This window comes from Streptomyces odonnellii, from assembly GCF_000981895.1.
GTDB classification, from domain to species: Bacteria; Actinomycetota; Actinomycetes; order Streptomycetales; family Streptomycetaceae; genus Streptomyces; species Streptomyces odonnellii.
Map to the genome: position 1 here is coordinate 1 of NZ_LATD01000365.1, position 17,850 is coordinate 17,850.

Consider the following 17,850-nt stretch of genomic DNA (forward strand, 5'->3'; position numbering starts at 1 on the left):
GTCCCCGCGCGGTTCCGCCGCGTGCCGATGGGCCCGGGTTTGGGGTTTCCCCAGGTCCGGGCCCATTGTCAGTGACGTGCGATAGCTTCCCAGAGACCGGTGCCAAGGGGGCACAAGGGGGCAACTGGGGTGACCTATGACTGATCGCACGACGGCTCGTACGACGGCTCGCACGGCTGATCCCGCGACTGATCCCGCGACGGACAGCACGGCGGATCGCATGAAGGGCGACACGGCGGGTGACACGGCGGATCGCACGGCAGGTGGCACGGCGGATCGCACGGCCGCCGACGACCTGGACGCACGGCTCGAACAGCACCGCACCGAGCTGACCGGCTACTGCTACCGGATGCTGGGCTCGGCCTTCGAGGCCGAGGACGCCGTGCAGGACACCCTCGTGCGCGCCTGGCGGAGCTTCGGCACCTTCGAGGGCCGGGCATCGCTGCGGTCCTGGCTGTACCGCATCGCGACCAATGTCTGTCTGGACATGCTCAACGCGGGCAGCCGCAGGGCACGGCCCATGGATCTCTCCGGCCCGACCCCGGTGGCCGAGGCGCGGCTCACCGCCCGCCCGGAGTCCACCTGGCTGGAGCCGGTGCCGGACGGGCGGGTGCTGCCCTCGGTGGCCGATCCGGCGGACACCGCGGTGTCGCGGGAGACGATCCGGCTCGCGTTCGTGGCCGCGCTCCAGCATCTGCCGCCGAAGCAGCGGGCGGTGCTGATCCTGCGGGAGGTGCTGGCCTGGAAGGCGAGCGAGGTCGCCGAGCTGCTCGGTACGACGGTCGCCTCGGTCAACAGCGCGCTCCAGCGGGCCCGGGCCACGCTCGCCGCCGCCGAGCCCGCCGAGACCGCCACGGCCGACCCGCTGGACGCCGAGCAGAAGGCGCTGCTGGAGCGCTATGTCGCGGCCTTCGAGGGGTACGACATGGAGGCGCTGACCGCGCTGCTCCACGACGACGCGAAGTTCTCCATGCCGCCGTACGACCTGTGGCTCCAGGGCCATGAGGACATCGTCGGCTGGATGCTCGGGGTCGGCTCGGTCTGCCGCGGGTCACGGCTGGTCCCGACGGCCGCCAACGGCACTCCGGCGTTCGCGCACTACCACCCGGCGGAGGACGCCGAGGGGCATACGCCCTGGGCGCTCCAGGTCATCGAGATAGAGGAAGGCCGGATCTCGGGGATCAACAACTTCCTGGAGACGGAGCGCTGGTTCCCGCTGTTCGACCTGCCGACGAGGCTGGAGCCGCCGAAGCCGGAGGAGCTGTGAGTCAGAGGCCTTTACCCCCGGCGCTCCCCGGTGGCTGCTGGGCCAGGCCCAGCAGGCCCACCAGGTCGAGCAGCAGCCGCAGTTCGCGGCCCGCGCCGCGCAGCAGGACGCGGCAGCCGTGGCGGCGGGCGGTGAGCTGGAGCCTGGCCAGGGCGTTGACGGCCGTCAGGTCCGGAGGGCCGAGGCCGCCGACGTCACAGATCGCCTCGGCCGCGCCCGTACCGTACAGACGAGCCGTCAGCTCCTCGCACAGGCGCGGCACATCGGCCGGGGTGAGCCGGCCCGTGATGACGAGAACGATCGGTTCTGTGGCGTCCACACCCCAACAGACCGCCGCCGTGACCGGAACTCATCGAAGACGGCCGCCCCCTGTCCCGGACTCAGTCCACCGGGTAGGCGATCCGGTCCAGGACCACCGGGCCCGTCTTGTACGAGGTGCCGGGCGCCGCGATGTCGTACGCGCGGTCCAGTGCCTCCAGCGCGTAGTCGAACTTCTCGGGCGTGTCCGTGTGCAGTGTCAGCAGCGGTTCGCCCGCGGTGATCTGGTCGCCCGGCTTGGCGTGCAGTTCCACGCCCGCGCCCGCCTGGACCGGGTCCTCCTTGCGGGCGCGGCCCGCGCCGAGACGCCAGGCGGCGACTCCGACCCCGTACGCGTCGAGGCGGGTGAGGACACCGGACGACGGCGCGGTGACGACGTGCCGCTCGCGGGCGACGGGCAGCGCCGCGTTCGGGTCGCCGCCCTGGGCCGCGATCATCCGGCGCCAGACGTCCATCGCCGAGCCGTCGGCCAGCGCCTTCGCCGGGTCGGCGTCCTTGAGACCGGCCGCGTCGAGCATCTCGCGGGCGAGAGCGAGGGTCAGCTCGACCACATCGGCCGGGCCGCCGCCCGCGAGCACTTCGACGGACTCCCGTACCTCCAGGGCGTTGCCCGCGGTGAGGCCGAGCGGGGTGGACATGTCGGTGAGCAGCGCGACGGTCCGTACGCCGTGGTCGGTGCCGAGGCCCACCATGGTGGCGGCGAGTTCCCGGGCGTCCTCGGCGGTCTTCATGAAGGCGCCGGTGCCGACCTTGACGTCCAGGACCAGCGATCCCGTGCCCTCGGCGATCTTCTTGGACATGATCGAGGAGGCGATCAGCGGGATGGCCTCGACGGTGCCGGTGACATCACGCAGCGCGTACAGCTTCCTGTCGGCGGGGGCCAGTCCGTCGCCGGCCGCGCAGATGACCGCGCCGGCGCTCTCCAGGACCTCCAGCATCTCGGCGTTGGAGAGCAGCGCCCGCCAGCCGGGGATGGACTCCAGCTTGTCGAGGGTGCCGCCGGTGTGGCCGAGGCCGCGCCCGCTGAGCTGCGGTACGGCGGCGCCGCAGGCGGCCACCAGCGGGGCGAGCGGCAGGGTGATCTTGTCGCCGACGCCGCCGGTGGAGTGCTTGTCGGCGGTGGGGCGGGACAGCCCGGAGAAGTCCATGCGCTCGCCGGAGGCGATCATGGCGGCGGTCCAGCGGGCGATCTCCGCGCGGTTCATGCCGTTGAGCAGGATCGCCATGGCCAGCGCCGACATCTGCTCGTCGGCGACCTCGCCCCGCGTATAGGCGTCGATCACCCAGTCGATCTGCTCGGGGCTCAGCTCGCCCCGGTCCCGCTTGGCGCGGATGACGGAGATGACGTCCATGGCGTTCCTTTCGTACACGGGTGGTACAACACGTCGTATGGGGTGATACCCGGCCGGAGCGGCGGCCTGCCCGGGCAGTACGGCCCCGGCCCGCCGGGTCGCGACGGTGCCGGGGCCGGGTTCATGGGTTCCGCGCCTGTGGTCCTACGGCGCGAGATGGCCGGGGCCGAAGGCCTGCGGGAGCATCTGGTCGAGGGTGCGGATTCCGTCCGGGGTCTCCAGGACCAGCTCCGGGCCGCCGAACTCGTACAGGAGCTGCCGGCACCGTCCGCACGGCACCAGCACCTCGCCCGTGCCGTCGACGCAGGTGAAGTGGGTCAGCCGGCCGCCGCCACCGAGTTGGAGGGCGGAGACCAGACCGCATTCGGCGCACAGCCCGAGGCCGTACGACGCGTTCTCGACATTGCAGCCGGTGACCGTACGCCCGTCGTCGGCCAGGGCGGCGGCGCCGACCGGATAGTGCGAATACGGGACGTACGCATGGGCCATGGCCGCCCGGGCCGCGGCCCGCAGGGCCTCCCAGTCGACGCCCTCGCCCGGCTCGCTCCCGCCCGGCTGTCCGGCGGCCGTCATGAGCCCTGCCCTCTGCGGTAGCGCATGCCATCAGCCTTCGGCATCCGCAGCCGCTGTGCCGACAGGGAGAGCACCAGAAGGGTCACGACATAGGGGGTGGCGCCGACGAAGTCCTCGGGCACGGTGTCCGTGAGGAGGTACCAGACCAGGATGAGGACGGCGACGACCGCGCCGGCGGCGGCCTGGACGACCGCCTTGCGGTAGGCCTTCCAGACGGCGAGCAGCACCAGCAGGACGACGAGCAGGAGCAGCAGCGCGTGCACGGTCTCGCCGCCGTTGCGGAGCTGGAGCGCGTCGGAGAAGCCGAACAGTCCGGCGCCCATGGCGAGTCCGCCGGGCCGCCAGTTGCCGAAGATCATCGCGGCGAGGCCGATATAGCCGCGCCCGCCGGTCTGCCCCTCCAGATAGATGTGGGAGGGGACGGTGGCGAGGAAGGCTCCGCCGAGCCCGGCCAGACCGCCGGAGACGGCGACGGCCGCGTACTTGTGGGCGTAGACGTTGACGCCCAGCGACTCGGCCGCGACCGGGTTCTCGCCGCAGGAGCGCAGCCGCAGCCCGAACGCCGTCCGCCACAGCAGCCACCAGCTCCCGACGAAGAGGAGGACGGCGAAGACGGTCAGCACCGAGACATTGGTGACGAGGCCGCCGAGGATGCCCGCGAGGTCCGAGACCAGGAACCAGTGACGGTCGGCCAGCGAGGTCAGCCCGTCCGAGAGCCCGGGGACGGTGACATCGGGGATGGAGTCGACCGGCGGCGACTGCTTGGGGTTGCCGCCCTTGGTCAGCGCCTCGCCGGAGTTGAAGAAGATCTTGGCGAGATACTGGGTGACCCCGAGGGCCAGCAGGTTGATGGCCACACCGGAGACGATGTGGTCGACGCCGAAGGTGACGGTCACGACCGCGTGCAGCAGTCCGCCGAGGACCCCGAAGGCGACACCGGCGAGCAGGCCGAGCCAGGGGCTGGTCTGCCAGCCGATCCAGCCGGCCCCGAAGGTGCCGAGGATCATCATGCCTTCGAGGCCGATGTTGACCACCCCGGCCCGCTCGGACCAGAGCCCGGCGAGACCGGCGAGCCCGATGGGCACGGCGAGGCCGAGGGAGGCGCTGATCTGGCCGGTCGAGGTGAGCTGGTCGGCGCCGGTGAGTATCCGTACGGCGGAGAGCAGGATCAGCGCGCCCGCGATGATCAGCAGGATCCGCGCCAGGCTCAGCTTGCGGCGTACGGGCCTGGCGCCCGGGGCCTTCGGCGCGGCCGGAGGCGGCGTGGCGGGCATCGTCGACGGGGTGGTCATCGCGCCACCTCCAGCTTCTCGGTCGTGGCGGCTCCGTGGGCCTGGGCGGCGAGTTCGGCGCCGACCCGCTGCTGCTGGCGCCGGAGGCCGTAGCGGCGTACGAGTTCGTAGGCGATGACGACGCACAGGACGATGACGCCCTGGAGCACGCCGAGGATCTCCTTGTCGTAGCCGATCACTTCAAGGTGGTTGGTGGTGCGTTCCAGGAAGCCCCAGAGGAGGGCGGCGAGGGCGATGCCGACCGGGTTGTTGCGGCCGAGGAGCGCGATCGCGATCCCGGTGAAGCCGATGCCCAGCGGGAAGTCGTTGCTGTACATGTGGCTCTCGTTGAGCAGCGTCGGCATCCCGATCAGTCCGGCCATGCCGCCCGACAGGATCATGCTGGTGACGACCATCTTCTTGACGCTGACCCCGCTCGCGGCGGCGGCCGACTCGGACTGGCCGACGGCGCGCAGGTCGAAGCCGAAGCGGGTGCGGCCGAGGACGAACCAGTAGGCGAGACCGGCCAGTACGGCGACGAAGAGGAAGCCCCACAGCAGTCCGGCCGGGCCCAGGTCGACGGTGAAGAACCACGACGACTCGGGCAGCGGCTTGGTGGAGACCAGGGTGCCCGCCTCGTCGAGCTGTCCGAGCCGCTCGGGCTGGATCAGATAGCCGATGATCGCGGTGGCGATGGAGTTCAGCATGATCGTCGAGATGACCTCGCTGACCCCCCGGGAGGTCTTGAGGACACCGGCGATCCCGGCCCACATCGCGCCGACCAGCATCGCGACGACGATGACCAGCGGGATCTGGATGATGCCCGGCAGATCGAGCGTGCCGCCGACGACCGCGGCGAAGAAGGCCGCGATGCGGTACTGCCCGTCGACCCCGATGTTGAAGAGGTTCATCCGGAAGCCGATGGCGACCGCGACGCCCGCGAGGTAGTACGTGGTCGCCTTGTTCAGGATGTAGACCTGGCTGTCGCTGGCGGAGCCGTACGACAGCATGTCGCTGAACGCCTCGAAGGGGTTCTTGCCGGTGGCGGCGATGACCAGCGCGGTGACGACCAGCGCGGCGACCACGGCCAGGACGGGCGCGGCGACCGCGAGGAGCAGCCGCTCCCTGTCGATCCGGGAAGTGAGCTTCTTCATCGGTCCTCTCCCCCGGCTCCGGTGCCTGAGGTGCTCGATGCGGGGGCGTCCGGGGCGTCCGAAGCCTCCAGATGGCCGGTGGCGGCGCCCGTCATCGCGGAGCCCAGTTCCTCGGGGGTGATGGTGGCGGGGTCGGCGTCGGCGACCAGCCGGCCCCGGTACATCACCCGCAGGGTGTCTGACAGGCCGATCAGCTCGTCCAGGTCGGCGGAGATCAGCAGGACCGCGAGACCGCCGCGGCGCGCCTCCCTGATCTGGTCCCAGATCTGCGCCTGTGCGCCGACGTCCACGCCCCGGGTGGGGTGCGCGGCGATCAGCAGCTTGGGGCTGTGGCTCATCTCGCGGCCGACGATCAGCTTCTGCTGGTTGCCGCCGGAGAGCGAGGCCGCGGTGACATCGATCCCGGGGGTGCGTACGTCGTACTCGCGCACGATCCGCTCGGTGTCGAGCCTGGCGGCCCCCGAGTCGATCAGTCCGCGCCGGGAGTTGGGGCGCTCGGTGACATGGCCGAGGATGCGGTTCTCCCAGAGGGGCGCCTCCAGCAGCAGTCCGTGCCGGTGGCGGTCCTCGGGGATGTAGCCGATGCCGCTCTCGCGCCGCCGGCGGGTGGGCGCGTGCGAGATGTCGGTGGTGTCGAGGGTGATGACACCGCCGTCGGGGTCGCGCATGCCCATGATCGCCTCGACGAGTTCGGCCTGCCCGTTGCCCTCGACGCCCGCGATGCCCAGGACCTCGCCCCGGTGGATGGTGAAGCCGATACCGGCGAGGACCTCCCGTACGACACCGTCGGTGTCGGTGGCGGTCAGCCGCAGATCCCGGACCGTCAGGGCGGGGGTGCCGGTGACCGTCGACTCGCGGGTCTCCGGGGAGGGCAGCTCGCTGCCGACCATCAGCTCGGCGAGCTGGCGGGAGGTGGTGGTGCGCGGGTCCGCGGTGCCCACGGTCGTACCGCGGCGTATGACGGTGATCTCGTCCGCGACCGACAGCACCTCGCCCAGCTTGTGGGAGATGAAGATGACCGTCAGGCCCTCGGACTTCAGCTCGCGCAGATTGTCGAAGAGCGCCTCGACCTCCTGCGGGACGAGGACCGCGGTGGGCTCGTCGAGGATCAGGGTGCGCGCGCCCCGGTAGAGGACCTTGAGGATCTCCACCCGCTGCCGGTCGGCGACGCCGAGTTCCTCGACGAGGACATCGGGCCGTACGCCGAGGCCGTAGGCGTCCGAGATCTCCTGGATCTTCGCGCGGGCGCGGGAGCCGATGCCGTGGAGCTTCTCGCCGCCGAGGACGACGTTCTCCAGGACGGTGAGGTTGTCTGCGAGCATGAAGTGCTGGTGCACCATGCCGATGCCGCGCGCGATGGCGTCCGCGGGGCTGCCGAAGGTGACCTGGTCACCGTCGACGGTGATGGTTCCCTCGTCGGGCTTCTGCATCCCGTAGAGGATCTTCATCAGGGTCGACTTGCCGGCGCCGTTCTCGCCGCAGAGGGCGTGCACCGTGCCTCTGCGCACGGTGATGTCGATATCGCGGTTGGCGACGACGCCTGGGAAGCGTTTGGTGATGCCGCGCAAGTCGACGGCGGGAGGGCTGGACGCGTTGATGGCGCACTCTCCTCGGAGGAAGGAGCGATAGGGCGGGGCGGGGGGTTTGGCTTGCGTGACGCTAGCGCGCCAACTCCTGCCTACGCGCGTAGAGTTGACACATTGTTATGGCCCGGGGAGAGGAAGCGGATACCTCGCCCCGGGCCCGTACGCTCAGTCGGCGGCCGGAACCGGAACGGCCCGGGACCGGGGGCCGCGACAGGTCGTGGACCGGGTCACGGGGTGGTCTTGACCGTGATCGAGCCGTCGACGATCTTCTGCCTGGCGGCGTCGATCTTCGGCTGGATGTCGGTGATGAAACCACCGCTCGTGGCGAGCGAGACACCGTTCTTGGCGAGCGAGTAGCTGTTGGTGCCGAGCAGCGGCTTCTTGTCGTCGACCGACTTGATCAGCTCGTACACGCCGACGTCGACGTTCTTGACGACCGAGGTCAGGATCGAGTCCTTGTACTTGGCGAGCGAGGCCTGGTTGTACTGGTCGGAGTCGACGCCGATCGCCCAGGCGCCCTTGGAGCCGCTGACGGCCTCGATGGCGCCGGCGCCGGAGGACCCGGCCGCCGTGTAGATCACGTCGGCGCCGTTGTCGAGCATGCCCTGAGCCGCGGCCTTGCCCTTGTCGGGGCTGGCGAAACCGGAGGTGTCCGAGCCGTGCGAGAGGTACTGGACATCGACCTTCAGGCTCTTGTCGGTGTCCTTGACACCCTGGACGAAGCCCGCCTCGAACTTCTTGATCAGCGGGACGTCCACACCGCCTATGAAGCCGACGTGCTTCTTCTGGGTCTTCAGCGCGGCGGCGACACCGGCGAGGTACGAGCCCTGCTCCTCGGTGAAGACGATGTTGTCGACGTTCTTCGCGTCCACGACGGAGTCGACGATGCCGAAGGTGGTGTCGGGGAACTTGACCGCCACCTGCTTCATCGAGTTGGAGTACGCGTAGCCGATGCCGACGACCGGGTTGTAGCCGGCCTGGGCGAGCTGGGTGAGGCGCTCGACGCGGTCGGCCTCGGTGTCGGTGGTCTTGGCGGTCAGTTCCTTGAGTTCACCGCCGAACTCCGCCTTGGCCTTGTCCGCACCGCGCGCGGCGGAGTCGTTGAAGGAGTGGTCACCACGGCCGCCCACGTCGTAGGCGATACCGACCTTGACGCCAGCGGCGGCGGAAGCGGAACTCTTGTCGTTCTCCTTGGCCTTGTCGGCCGAAGTGCTGCCACACGCGGTGGCAGTCAGAGCGAGCGCGGCGGAGGCGAGGCTCGCCGCAGCAATCTTGGTTACCCGGCGCAAGAGGGTGGTCCCTTCGACCTGACCGAAGCGCCTCTTCCGGCGCTGGTTTCGCGGCGATCGTAACGCGCGTAGATGTCAGATAAAGACCTGTACGGAAGCTGTTATCGGATCGTCGCGAACGGGAGGTGAAGAGAGGTGTTCATGGCCGGTTACAAACGGTTTCCGTCGGGGTTTCCGTCGATCAGAGCGGCCGCCGTGAACAGCTCCACACCGACCGCGATCGCCTGCTCGTCGACATCGAAATCGCCACGATGCAGGTCGTACCGGGCCTGGCTGCCGGGCGTACGGACACCGAGCCGGGCCATCGCGCCCGGCACATGCTCCAGGTACCAGGAGAAGTCCTCGCCACCGAGGCTCTGCTCGGTGTCCTCGATCGCATACGATCCACGGCGCGCGGTCTGGGCGGCGCGCAGCAGCTCCGTGATCACCGGGTCGTTGACGACCGGCGGCACCCCGCGGACGTAGTTGATCTGGGTCTTGGCGTGGTGGAGTGTCGCGATCTCGTCGATCGCGGCATGGACCAGGTCCGGGGCCTCGCGCCAGGCGGGCAGGTCCAGGCAGCGGACGGTGCCGGAGAGCTCGGCGTGCTGCGGGATCACATTGCAGGCGTGGCCGGCCTCGATACGGCCCCAGGTGACGGCGAGGCCCGAGCGAGCGTCGACACGGCGGGCCAGCAGGGCGGGGACCTCCGTTGCGACCTTGGCGACGGCGGTGACCATGTCGGTGGTCAGATGCGGGCGCGCGGTGTGGCCGCCGGGGCCGTCGAGGGTGATTTCGAGCCGGTCGCAGGCCGAGGTGATGGGCCCGTGGCGCAGCCCGATCAGCCCGGCGTCGACCCGTGGATCGCAGTGGACGGCGATGATCCGGCCGACTCCGTCGAGCGCCCCGTCCGCGATGGCGTCGGCGGCGCCGCCGGGCAGCACCTCTTCCGCGGGCTGGAAGATCAGGCGTACGGCGTTGGGGAGCAGCCCCTGCCGGTCGAGCCCGGCGAGGACGAGACCGGCGCCGAGGACGGCGGCGGTGTGGACGTCATGGCCGCAGGCGTGCGCGCGGTCGGGCACGGTGGAGCGGTACGCGACACCGGTCTTGGTGTCCGGGATCGGCAGGGCGTCGATATCGGCGCGGAGCGCCAGCATGGGCCTCGTACCGTCCCAGGTGCCGACGTCGCAGACCAGCCCGGTCCCCGTTGCGAGCACCCGGGGTGCGAGCCCGGCCGCCTCCAGCCGGTGCTTGAGCGCGGCGGTGGTACGGAACTCCTGATTGCCCAGCTCGGGATGCATGTGCATGTCCCGCCGGAACGCGACCAGCTCCGCCCGCAGCCCCTCGGGCAGCGCTCCCGGCAGCGCCGCCGCCCCGGGCTCCCCGGGCAGGTCGGCGTCTGCGGGCTGATCGGTCTGGGTCTCGCGGGACATCAACTGGCTCACCTGTTGAAGACTAGGCCCCTTCAGGGATCAACGAAGCCACGATCAGCAAAATTTCAGCCACCGGAGCGAAGAAACCCGGCGTGGGAGTGCATGGCGGAGTGTGGCAGCGGGTATACCCGCCCGATTTGTTCGGGCGGGGGGAGACGGCCCTGCCGCCGCTGTCGCACCGCGGTCGCACCGCAGTCGGGGAGAAACGCGGTGGGCGTTGTCAGTGGTCGTCCCTACGATGATCTGTACCTTCCCAGTCCAGCCCGGCGGCGGACACCACAGGTGTGCCGTCGGGGTCAGGGCCGGGGCCATCGCGAATCGTGAGGGGGGGACCCCGCGATCGCCCGACCCGCGCCAGCGGCCGCCCGTCCGGGGCCGTGGGGCCGCCTTCGAGACCCATGAACCTTCACTCGCCCGTGCCGCCGTCCGTACCGTCCGCACCGTCCGCACCCTCGGTCAACACCTTCCAGGTGGATCTGCGGGGCCTTGTCGACCTGCTCTCGCACCACCTCTACTCCAGCCCGCGTGTCTATGTGCGCGAGCTGCTCCAGAACGCGGTGGACGCCGTCACCGCGCGTCTCGCCCATGATCCGGCCGCGCCCACCCGAATCCGTCTCACCGCCACCGGCGACGCGGTCGTCATGGAGGACACCGGTATCGGGCTGACCTCCGACGAGGTGCACACGCTGCTCGCCACCATCGGCCGCAGCTCGAAACGCGACAGTCTGGAGAACGCCCGGCAGGAGTTTCTCGGCCAGTTCGGCATCGGACTGCTCGCCTGCTTCGTCGTCGCCCGGCAGATCCGGGTCGTGTCGCGGTCCGCGCGTACGCCCGACGCGCCGCCCGTCGAGTGGCTGGCGAGCGACGACGGTTCGTACACCGTACGGACGCTGCCGCACGACGCGCGCCCCGAGCCCGGTACGACCGTGCGGCTGGAGCCCAGGCCCGGCGCCGAGGAGTGGGCCGAGCCGCGGCGCGTCGCCGAACTGGCCGCGGACTTCGGCTCGCTGCTCACCCACGAGGTCACCTTCACCGGCCCCGATGTCACCGACCGGCCGCTGACCGAGCGGCCCGCCGTCTGGGACCGCTCGTATCCGACACCCACCGCGCGCCGGGTCGCGCTCGCCGGGCACTGCGCGCGTGTCTTCGGATTCAGCCCGCTGGACTCGATCGACCTGGACCTGCCCGTCGCGGGGGTGCGGGGCGTCGCGTACGTACTGCCCGACGCCACCAGCCCAGCGCAGCGGGCCGCCCACCGGGTCTATCTCAAGGGCATGCTGCTCACCAGCCGGGCCGACAATCTGCTGCCGGACTGGGCGTTCTTCGTCCGGGTCGTCCTCGACACGGACACGCTGCGCCCGACCGCGTCGCGGGAGAATCTGTACGACGACGAGACGCTCGCCGCCGTACGGGAAGCGCTGGGCGCCCGTATCCGCGAGTGGCTGGCCGGACTGGCGGCGGGCGATCCCGACCGGCTGGCGGCGTTCCTCGGCGTGCACCACCTGGGCGTGAAGTCCATGGCCCGGCACGACGCGGAGCTGTTCTCGCTGATGCTGCCGTGGCTGCCCTTCGAGACCAGCGACGGCCGCGTCACCCTCGACGAGTTCGTCCGCGCGCACCCCGAGGTGCATTTCACCCGTACGGTGGAGGAGTTCCGTCAGGTCTCGCCCATCGCCGCTGCTCACGGCCTTGGCATCGTCAACGGCGGATACACCTACGACGCCGATCTGATCGCGCTGCTCCCGGGGATCAGGGACGGCGTCACGATCAGCGAGCTGGACGCGGGAGCCGTCACCGCGCATCTCGATCCGGTCGAGCCCCGGCAGGAGCTGGCACTGGCCTCGTTCCTGGCCACCGCGCGGACCCGGCTCGACGCGCTCGGCTGCGATGTGGCGCTGCGCGCCTTCCAGCCCGTGACCGTACCCGCGCTGTTCCTCGACGACCGCGCGGCCCGTCACGAGCGGGACCGCGCGGCGGCGGAGGAGAGCGCCGACACGCTGTGGAGCGACATCCTCGGGGCGCTGCGCGGCTCCGCCCCGCGAGCCAGGCTGGTGCTCAATCACAACAACCCGCTGGTGCGCCGGATCGCGGCGATCAGCGACGCCGAACTGGCCGGGACGGCGGTCGAGTCGCTGTACGGACAGGCGCTGCTGATGGCGCAGCGCCCGCTGCGCCCGGCGGACACGTCGCTGCTCAACCGGGCGTTCCTGGGGCTTCTGGAATGGGCGACGCATCCGGTGGCCGGGGCCTCGGCGACCGGGCCCTCGGTGACTGGGCCCCCGGTGACCGGACAGGCAGCGGCCGGGCGTCCGGCCGGCACCGAGAACGGCACAGCGGACAGCACCGGGCACGGCACCGACGCCGGCACCGACGCCGAGGAGGACGACAAGTGACCACCGACTACTCGCCCGAGGACATCCGCCGGGCCCTGTGGGAGAACCAGTCGGCGCCCAACGGCCCCCTGCGCAACGCGCGCGGTGAGGAACTCGTCGCGGCGGCGGAGTCGACCGGCGACCGCGATCTGCTCCGTACGGCGCTGTTCGGCCTGATCAAGGCGTACGAATACAGCACCGAGCGCGGCAAGATGCTGGTGCCGTTCGCCCGGCTGCTCCAGGAGTGGGACCAGGACCCGTCCGTCTTCGACAGCGGGGACACGCACACCTTCCACTGGATGTTCAAGTGGGTCAGCTCGGGGATGCTGACGCTGCCCGAGATCCCGCTCGCGACGATGGAGCGTTGGCTCGCCGAGATGGAGCGCCGGTACCGGACGGCGGGCTACACCGAACGGGCCGTACGGCAGGCCGAGTTCGAACTCGCCGAGGTCACGGGCGACACCGGGCGCAGCGAGCGCGCGTTCGAGGCGTGGGCCGCCGCGGAGCGCGACCGGATGGCCAACTGCCATGCCTGCGAGCTGAACGACCAGGGCACGTACTGGATGGACCGGGGGCAGGACGACAAGGCGCTGAGCACCTGGGAGCCGGTCCTCGCGGACCGCTCGCACTGCGCCGAGGAGCCGCACCGGGTGCTCGCCCTGTCACTGCTGCCGCTGGTGCGTACGGGCAGGCTGGACGAGGCGCGCGCCAACCACCTCCGGGGCTACCGCATGGCGCGCGGCGACGAGAGCCTGCTGTCGTCCGTCGGACGGCACATCGAGTTCTGCGCGCTGACCGGCAACGAGGGCCGCGGGCTCGAACTGCTCGCCGAACACGCCCCACATCTGTCGTCCGAGGGCAACGCGTACTCGCGGCTGGCGCTGTTCACCGGCGCGCTCACGCTGCTGCGGCGGCTGCTGGCGCTGGGCCTGGACGCGCAGCCGGCGGTGCCGATGGCGGGGCAGGGGCGTACGGTGCGGGAACTGCACGACCTGCTGGACGCCGAGGCGGCGTCGATCGCGGCGCGGTTCGACGCGCGCAACGGCAGCGATGTCGTGTCCGGGAGACTGAAGCGCAGGCTGGAGTGCGCGCCGCTGGTGGACAGGCTGCCGCTGGGGGTACGGGCGGCAGCGCTGCCCGGGGCGTCGGTCTCGGGGGCGTCGGCTTCCGCTTCTGCGGGGGCTGTTGCTTCACGGGCGACGGACGCTGGGGCGGGCGCTGCGGCAGGTGCCGTACGTACGGTGGCCGAGCTGGCCTCCGAGGCGCGCGAACTGCGCGGCCTGGGCCACCCGGGCGCGACGGCCGCATGGGACCGGATCGAGTCCCGGCTCGCGCGGGAGGGCGCGGCGCCCGATCCGCTGCTCGCCGCCGACCTGCTGGAGCGCCGCGCGATGCGGGTGGTACGGGGGGACGGTGCGGCCGGTACGAGTGACTCGGGCGGCACGGGCGAGAAGGCGGTCCGTGAGCTGTTCGAAGAGGTCGTCGCCGCGTACCGGGCCGTCGGCGAGCCCAGCCGCGCCGTGCTCAACGAACTGCGCGTCGTCTACGCGGCGACGCAGGCGGGCGCGCCGCCCGAGGAGATCCGGGCGCTGCTGGCGACGGCCGACGCGTCGGCGCGGGGTCTGGCGCCCACCGATCCGACGAGGAGACGGCGGATCGCGACGGTCGCGCTGAGCACGGTGCGGCTCGGCCCGACGCTGCGCCACCCGCACGAAGGCCCCGACGAGGAGCACGAGGGGAGCCAGGGCGAGGAGCACGCCGACGCCCATGATCTCGCGCGGGTGGACGCCGAACTGGCTGCTTTCGTCGAGGAGTTCGGCGCCGCGTCGGCGGACGAGGCAGGTGGACCGGGCGGTTCGGACGACCCGGCCACCAGGCCGGGCGGCCCGGAGGATCTGGGCGATCTGGTCGCCGAGGCCGAGGTCCTGCGCGCCGACCACGCGTGGCGGAGGGGCGACGCCGATCAGGCGGACGCGCTGTTCGTATCGGCCGTGCGGCACAGCGTCGCCGCGGGCCGCCCGTGGGACGCGGCCGAACCGCTCGCCCGCCGGGCCCGGCTGCTGCTCGCTCTGGGCCGCCCGCAGGAGGCCGAGGCGGCGGCACGCGAAGCGCTGGAGCATGGCGTGGAGCTGGTGGCGGCGGACGAACTGGGCCGTCTGCGGCTGACGTTGGCGGATGTCCTGTACGAACAGCACGGCAAGGAGGCCGAGGCCGCCGAGTACGCGCTCGAAGCGGCGCACTGGTTCGACGAGGCCGGCGAGTCGGCGGGCGCGGGGGCGTACGCACGGCTGCTCCTGGCGCAGGCGTACGGCGAGTCCGGACGCCATGTCGAGGCGGCGGAAGTGCTGGAGTCCGCACTCCCCGACCTGCTGGAACACGGCGAGGAGCAGGCGGCGCGGGCCCATGAGGTGCTCGGCCGGAATCTGCGCGCCCTCGGTGACCGGCGGGCCGCGGCGGAGCAGTATCTGCTCGCTGCCGAGGTGGCCGGCGGCTGGGACGACATACATCCGCAGGCACACCTGGCCACGCTCGCGGCCGAGTGCCTGTCGGAGGCCGGCCTGGTCGACGAGGCGGCCACCGCGTACCAGCGGGCCATCGAGCTGTGGCGGACCCTCGGCGCACCGGCCGCCACCGCACGCGCCGTCCGCTCCCTGGCCTGGCTGAAGGACGACGCGGGTGACCATGACACGGCGAAGGAGCTGATGGCGCAGGCACTGGCGGCCGTCGAGGGCGAGGGCGAAGAACTCCTGCTGGAGCGCGCGCGTACGTGGTCGCAGACGGGCGAGCTGCTGCTGAACGGCCTGTACGACAACGAGGCCGAGGACGAGGGGGACGACAAAGCCTCGGAAGCCGATGCCGTCCGTGTGCGCGAAGAGGCACTGCGCCTGCTGGAACAGGCGGCCTCGGCGTTCGCCGCACTCGGCACCGCCGTCCTGGACGAACGGGTCCGCTGCACCGTACGCATGGCCTGGACCGAACAGGAGATGAACCGCAACCCCGGCGCCACCGCCCGCGTGCGGGCCCTGATCGACGAGATGTCCGCACTGGACACGGACGAGGCACGCACGCTGATGACGCGCCTGGAACAGACGCTCAAGCAACTCGCCGCACAGGGCTGACGTGGGGGGTACCGGCCGGTCACGGTGACCGGCCGGTACCCGTCCACCCCGGTCGCACAGGGACGCCATCGCCAAGTGGTACATAACCTGTACCATTGACGACATGGCACTGAAGCGGACCAACGTCTACGCCGACGACACCGATCTCGCTCTGATCAAGGAGGCGGCGGCGCGTCTGGGTGTCTCCGAAGCCGAGATAATCCGTGAAGGCATCCACCGCATCGCCCTGGCCCATCGCGTGTGGGACGAGCCCTTCGTCACCGATGAGGAGACCTTCGACCTGGGCGGGCCCATTACCAGGGACGACATCCGTACGGCTGTGACCGATGGATACGAGACACGCGAGAGGCGGAACAACGGGCACGCGGCGTGATCGTCATCGCTGACGCCTCTGGGCTCCTCGCTCTCTTCAATCGTTCCGATCCGGCCCACCAGGAGTCCAGGAAGGCCGCGGACAGCAGCGGGCTCCTCGTCGCCTCGCCGCTCGCGCTCACCGAGGTGCACCAGGTCGCCACCAGCCGCGCGGGGCGCCGTGCCGCCGATGGCATCCTGCGCTTCCTCACGGCGCGTATCCACGAGATGCGACTGGTTCTGGCACCGGCCACACCCGGACTGCTCGACACGGCTCTGTCCGTGCGGGCCCGGTACGGCGCTCTCGACCTCGACCTCATCGACGCCGTGAACGTAGCCCTGGCCGCCGAATACGACACGGATGCCATCCTGACCCGGGATCTCCGCGACTTCCGTGCGGTTCGACCACAGGGCGGCAGGTACACCCACTTCAAGGTCCTGCCCGACGACCTCTGAGGCGATCCACCGCCGGGTCAACCGGCTCGGTCACGGCCGCGCCGCCCGGGGCAGTCGTGTCACCGTCACCTACCGGCTCTGGACACGGAGCGACTGCGGGTCGAGGTCCGGGACGCGGCACCGGCATGCCGCGGACGATCCTGCCGGTGTACGGGGCCAGCAACCTCCCCGAACCCATGGCCGAGGGCGGTCGGGGGCTGCTGATGGTGGCGGCGCTCTCGGACCGCTGGGGTGTGGCCCGTCACGTCATCGGCAAGAGCGTCTGGTTCGAACTCCACCTGGCCTCCGCTGGAGGCGCGGCATGAACTCCCGGCCCAATACCGTCCCGTACATCACCGAGTGGAGTACGGAGCGAGCCCCGACACCGATCGTGACGGCCCGCCCGCACCTGGGCGTCGCGTACACCGACGAGGACTCCTTCGACCGTGACGACGAAGGAGCCCTGTGGGCTCGGGCCCTGCTCAGACCGGGGAAGGGCAAGCCCGAGTTCGGCCGTGTCCACCCGCTGCGGCAGCAGCGCGCGATGCGGAAGATGCTCTGCCAGATCTGCGCGGGGCCCGCCGACCGCAATGAGCAGGGGTGGCTGTGGCTGCTCAGCGGCTACCGTGGCGACTGGCACGACTGGCCGGAGATGGTGGGCTCACCGCATCCGCCGCTCTGTCTGCCCTGCGCGGGCAAGTCCGTTCGGCTCTGCCCCTCCCTGCGCGGCAGGTTCGTCGCCGTACGTGTGCGGGAGCCCAAAATCACCGGCGTGCTCGGCCCGCAGTTGAAGGACGGCGTGCAGCTGAGCGCCGAACAGCGCGGGCTCCGCGGTGACGAGCTTGCGAAATATCGCCTCTGCCTCTTGTGTCGAGGCGAGGGCTTCTGCCTGCCGCCCGGCATCGGTCAGCTGACTACCGAGGTTGGACAGCGACGCGGCCAGGGCGGGTTCGAAAGCGGCCGGGTCGTCCGAGGCCGACCGGCGTTCGGCACGGATGAGGAAGGTCGTGAGGTGGATGGCGAGAGAGGTGACGACGTGGGAGGGGCAGGGAAGTGCGGCGACCGCGGAGCGCACGGCGTGGTAATCGGGATCGCCGGCGTTCAGGGCGGTTTGTAACGCTTGGAGGATACGGGCGCTGTCGGCGGCTCGGTGTGAGTGATCGTGTCCCGCCCCGATCCGGCCATGCCGTCCAGTACGTGCGCGGAGGTCAGTACCAGGCGAGGGGCGATCAGGTAGCCGGAGCCGAATCCCCGTTTGTCCGTTCCTCGCAGACGTACCCGGATCTGCACCCGCCGGTCGAACTCCACGTCAGTTCCCCCCGCTTCGTCGATCACATCCTGCGGCGTATCG

The 17,850-nt window shown here is 71.0% G+C and carries 16 protein-coding genes; 7 read left to right on the forward strand and 9 right to left on the reverse strand.

All coding sequences use genetic code 11. From position 1 onward, the window contains the following. Nucleotides 1-220 precede the first annotated feature (220 nt). Nucleotides 221-1,267 (forward strand): sigma-70 family RNA polymerase sigma factor, encoded by a 1,047-nt coding sequence (locus WH07_RS29720; RefSeq protein ID WP_046506681.1) that lies wholly within the window; start codon nt 221-223, stop codon nt 1,265-1,267. Nucleotide 1,268: 1 nt separating this feature from the next. Here the strand turns inward: WH07_RS29720 and WH07_RS29725 are convergent, their stop codons facing one another. From WH07_RS29725 to WH07_RS29760, 8 genes are all read right to left on the reverse strand, one after another. Further along, a complete protein-coding gene (locus WH07_RS29725; RefSeq protein WP_046506684.1) occupies nt 1,269-1,586 on the reverse strand; it encodes an STAS domain-containing protein in 318 nt (105 codons plus the stop codon). 61 nt (nt 1,587-1,647) lie between these two features. Next, nucleotides 1,648-2,937 carry a thymidine phosphorylase gene (locus WH07_RS29730; protein ID WP_046506687.1) on the reverse strand — a complete coding sequence of 430 codons (1,290 nt, stop codon included), beginning with the start codon at nt 2,935-2,937 and terminating at the stop codon, nt 1,648-1,650. A 144-nt stretch (nt 2,938-3,081) separates the two neighbouring features. After that, nucleotides 3,082-3,510: a cytidine deaminase gene (locus tag WH07_RS29735; RefSeq protein WP_046506689.1), complete on the reverse strand. Its 429-nt coding sequence runs from the start codon at nt 3,508-3,510 to the stop codon at nt 3,082-3,084. Continuing rightward, entirely contained in the window at nt 3,507-4,802 is a 1,296-nt protein-coding gene (locus WH07_RS29740; RefSeq protein WP_046506692.1) for an ABC transporter permease, read from the reverse strand. The genes WH07_RS29735 and WH07_RS29740 overlap by 4 nt, the downstream gene beginning before the upstream one ends. Beyond that, complete coding sequence (locus WH07_RS29745; RefSeq protein WP_046506694.1) at nt 4,799-5,935, reverse strand: ABC transporter permease; 1,137 nt, start codon at nt 5,933-5,935, stop codon at nt 4,799-4,801. The genes WH07_RS29740 and WH07_RS29745 overlap by 4 nt, the downstream gene beginning before the upstream one ends. Beyond that, complete coding sequence (locus WH07_RS29750) at nt 5,932-7,503, reverse strand: ABC transporter ATP-binding protein (RefSeq protein WP_046506697.1); 1,572 nt, start codon at nt 7,501-7,503, stop codon at nt 5,932-5,934. The genes WH07_RS29745 and WH07_RS29750 overlap by 4 nt, the downstream gene beginning before the upstream one ends. 245 nt (nt 7,504-7,748) lie before the next feature. Continuing rightward, nucleotides 7,749-8,810 carry a BMP family lipoprotein gene (locus WH07_RS29755; RefSeq protein WP_046506700.1) on the reverse strand — a complete coding sequence of 354 codons (1,062 nt, stop codon included), beginning with the start codon at nt 8,808-8,810 and terminating at the stop codon, nt 7,749-7,751. Between the two features lie 149 nt (nt 8,811-8,959). Further along, on the reverse strand, nt 8,960-10,222 hold the full coding sequence (locus WH07_RS29760; protein ID WP_046506702.1) for an amidohydrolase: 1,263 nt from the start codon (nt 10,220-10,222) through the stop codon (nt 8,960-8,962). A 398-nt stretch (nt 10,223-10,620) separates the two neighbouring features. On the opposite strand from WH07_RS29760, the gene WH07_RS29765 reads away from it, so the two are divergent. From WH07_RS29765 to WH07_RS36440, 6 genes are all read left to right on the forward strand, one after another. Beyond that, the gene (locus WH07_RS29765) at nt 10,621-12,615 is read left to right on the forward strand and encodes an HSP90 family protein (RefSeq protein WP_079023669.1); all 1,995 of its coding nucleotides are present in this window, start codon (nt 10,621-10,623) and stop codon (nt 12,613-12,615) included. Next, a complete protein-coding gene (locus WH07_RS29770; protein ID WP_046506703.1) occupies nt 12,612-15,713 on the forward strand; it encodes a tetratricopeptide repeat protein in 3,102 nt (1,033 codons plus the stop codon). Before WH07_RS29765 ends, WH07_RS29770 begins: the two co-directional genes overlap by 4 nt. 103 nt (nt 15,714-15,816) lie before the next feature. After that, the gene (locus tag WH07_RS29775) at nt 15,817-16,086 is read left to right on the forward strand and encodes a ribbon-helix-helix domain-containing protein (RefSeq protein WP_046506706.1); all 270 of its coding nucleotides are present in this window, start codon (nt 15,817-15,819) and stop codon (nt 16,084-16,086) included. Beyond that, on the forward strand, nt 16,083-16,520 hold the full coding sequence (locus WH07_RS29780) for a PIN domain-containing protein (protein ID WP_046506709.1): 438 nt from the start codon (nt 16,083-16,085) through the stop codon (nt 16,518-16,520). Before WH07_RS29775 ends, WH07_RS29780 begins: the two co-directional genes overlap by 4 nt. 125 nt (nt 16,521-16,645) lie before the next feature. Then, nucleotides 16,646-16,825: an ATP-binding protein gene (locus WH07_RS36435; RefSeq protein ID WP_052744596.1), complete on the forward strand. Its 180-nt coding sequence runs from the start codon at nt 16,646-16,648 to the stop codon at nt 16,823-16,825. Continuing rightward, nucleotides 16,822-17,616, forward strand: a complete 795-nt coding sequence (locus WH07_RS36440; RefSeq protein WP_052744597.1) for a hypothetical protein — start codon at nt 16,822-16,824, stop codon at nt 17,614-17,616. The genes WH07_RS36435 and WH07_RS36440 overlap by 4 nt, the downstream gene beginning before the upstream one ends. On the opposite strand, the gene WH07_RS29795 is transcribed toward WH07_RS36440, so the two are convergent. Beyond that, complete coding sequence (locus WH07_RS29795) at nt 17,601-17,834, reverse strand: trypsin-like serine peptidase (RefSeq protein ID WP_046506712.1); 234 nt, start codon at nt 17,832-17,834, stop codon at nt 17,601-17,603. The two genes, WH07_RS36440 and WH07_RS29795, sit on opposite strands and share 16 nt — an antisense overlap. Nucleotides 17,835-17,850: the final 16 nt, after the last annotated feature.

Bases quoted from the DNA above. Each gene is read 5' to 3' on its own strand.
- WH07_RS36435 (WP_052744596.1), top strand. From the start codon at position 16,646: ATGCCGCGGACGATCCTGCCGGTGTACGGGGCCAGCAACCTCCCCGAA.
- WH07_RS36440 (WP_052744597.1), top strand. From the start codon at position 16,822: ATGAACTCCCGGCCCAATACCGTCCCGTACATCACCGAGTGGAGTACG.
- WH07_RS29730 (WP_046506687.1), bottom strand. From the start codon at position 2,937: ATGGACGTCATCTCCGTCATCCGCGCCAAGCGGGACCGGGGCGAGCTG.
- WH07_RS29765 (WP_079023669.1), top strand. From the start codon at position 10,621: ATGAACCTTCACTCGCCCGTGCCGCCGTCCGTACCGTCCGCACCGTCC.
- WH07_RS29760 (WP_046506702.1), bottom strand. From the start codon at position 10,222: ATGTCCCGCGAGACCCAGACCGATCAGCCCGCAGACGCCGACCTGCCC.
- WH07_RS29745 (WP_046506694.1), bottom strand. From the start codon at position 5,935: ATGAAGAAGCTCACTTCCCGGATCGACAGGGAGCGGCTGCTCCTCGCG.
- WH07_RS29720 (WP_046506681.1), top strand. From the start codon at position 221: ATGAAGGGCGACACGGCGGGTGACACGGCGGATCGCACGGCAGGTGGC.
- WH07_RS29775 (WP_046506706.1), top strand. From the start codon at position 15,817: ATGGCACTGAAGCGGACCAACGTCTACGCCGACGACACCGATCTCGCT.
- WH07_RS29740 (WP_046506692.1), bottom strand. From the start codon at position 4,802: ATGACCACCCCGTCGACGATGCCCGCCACGCCGCCTCCGGCCGCGCCG.
- WH07_RS29735 (WP_046506689.1), bottom strand. From the start codon at position 3,510: ATGACGGCCGCCGGACAGCCGGGCGGGAGCGAGCCGGGCGAGGGCGTC.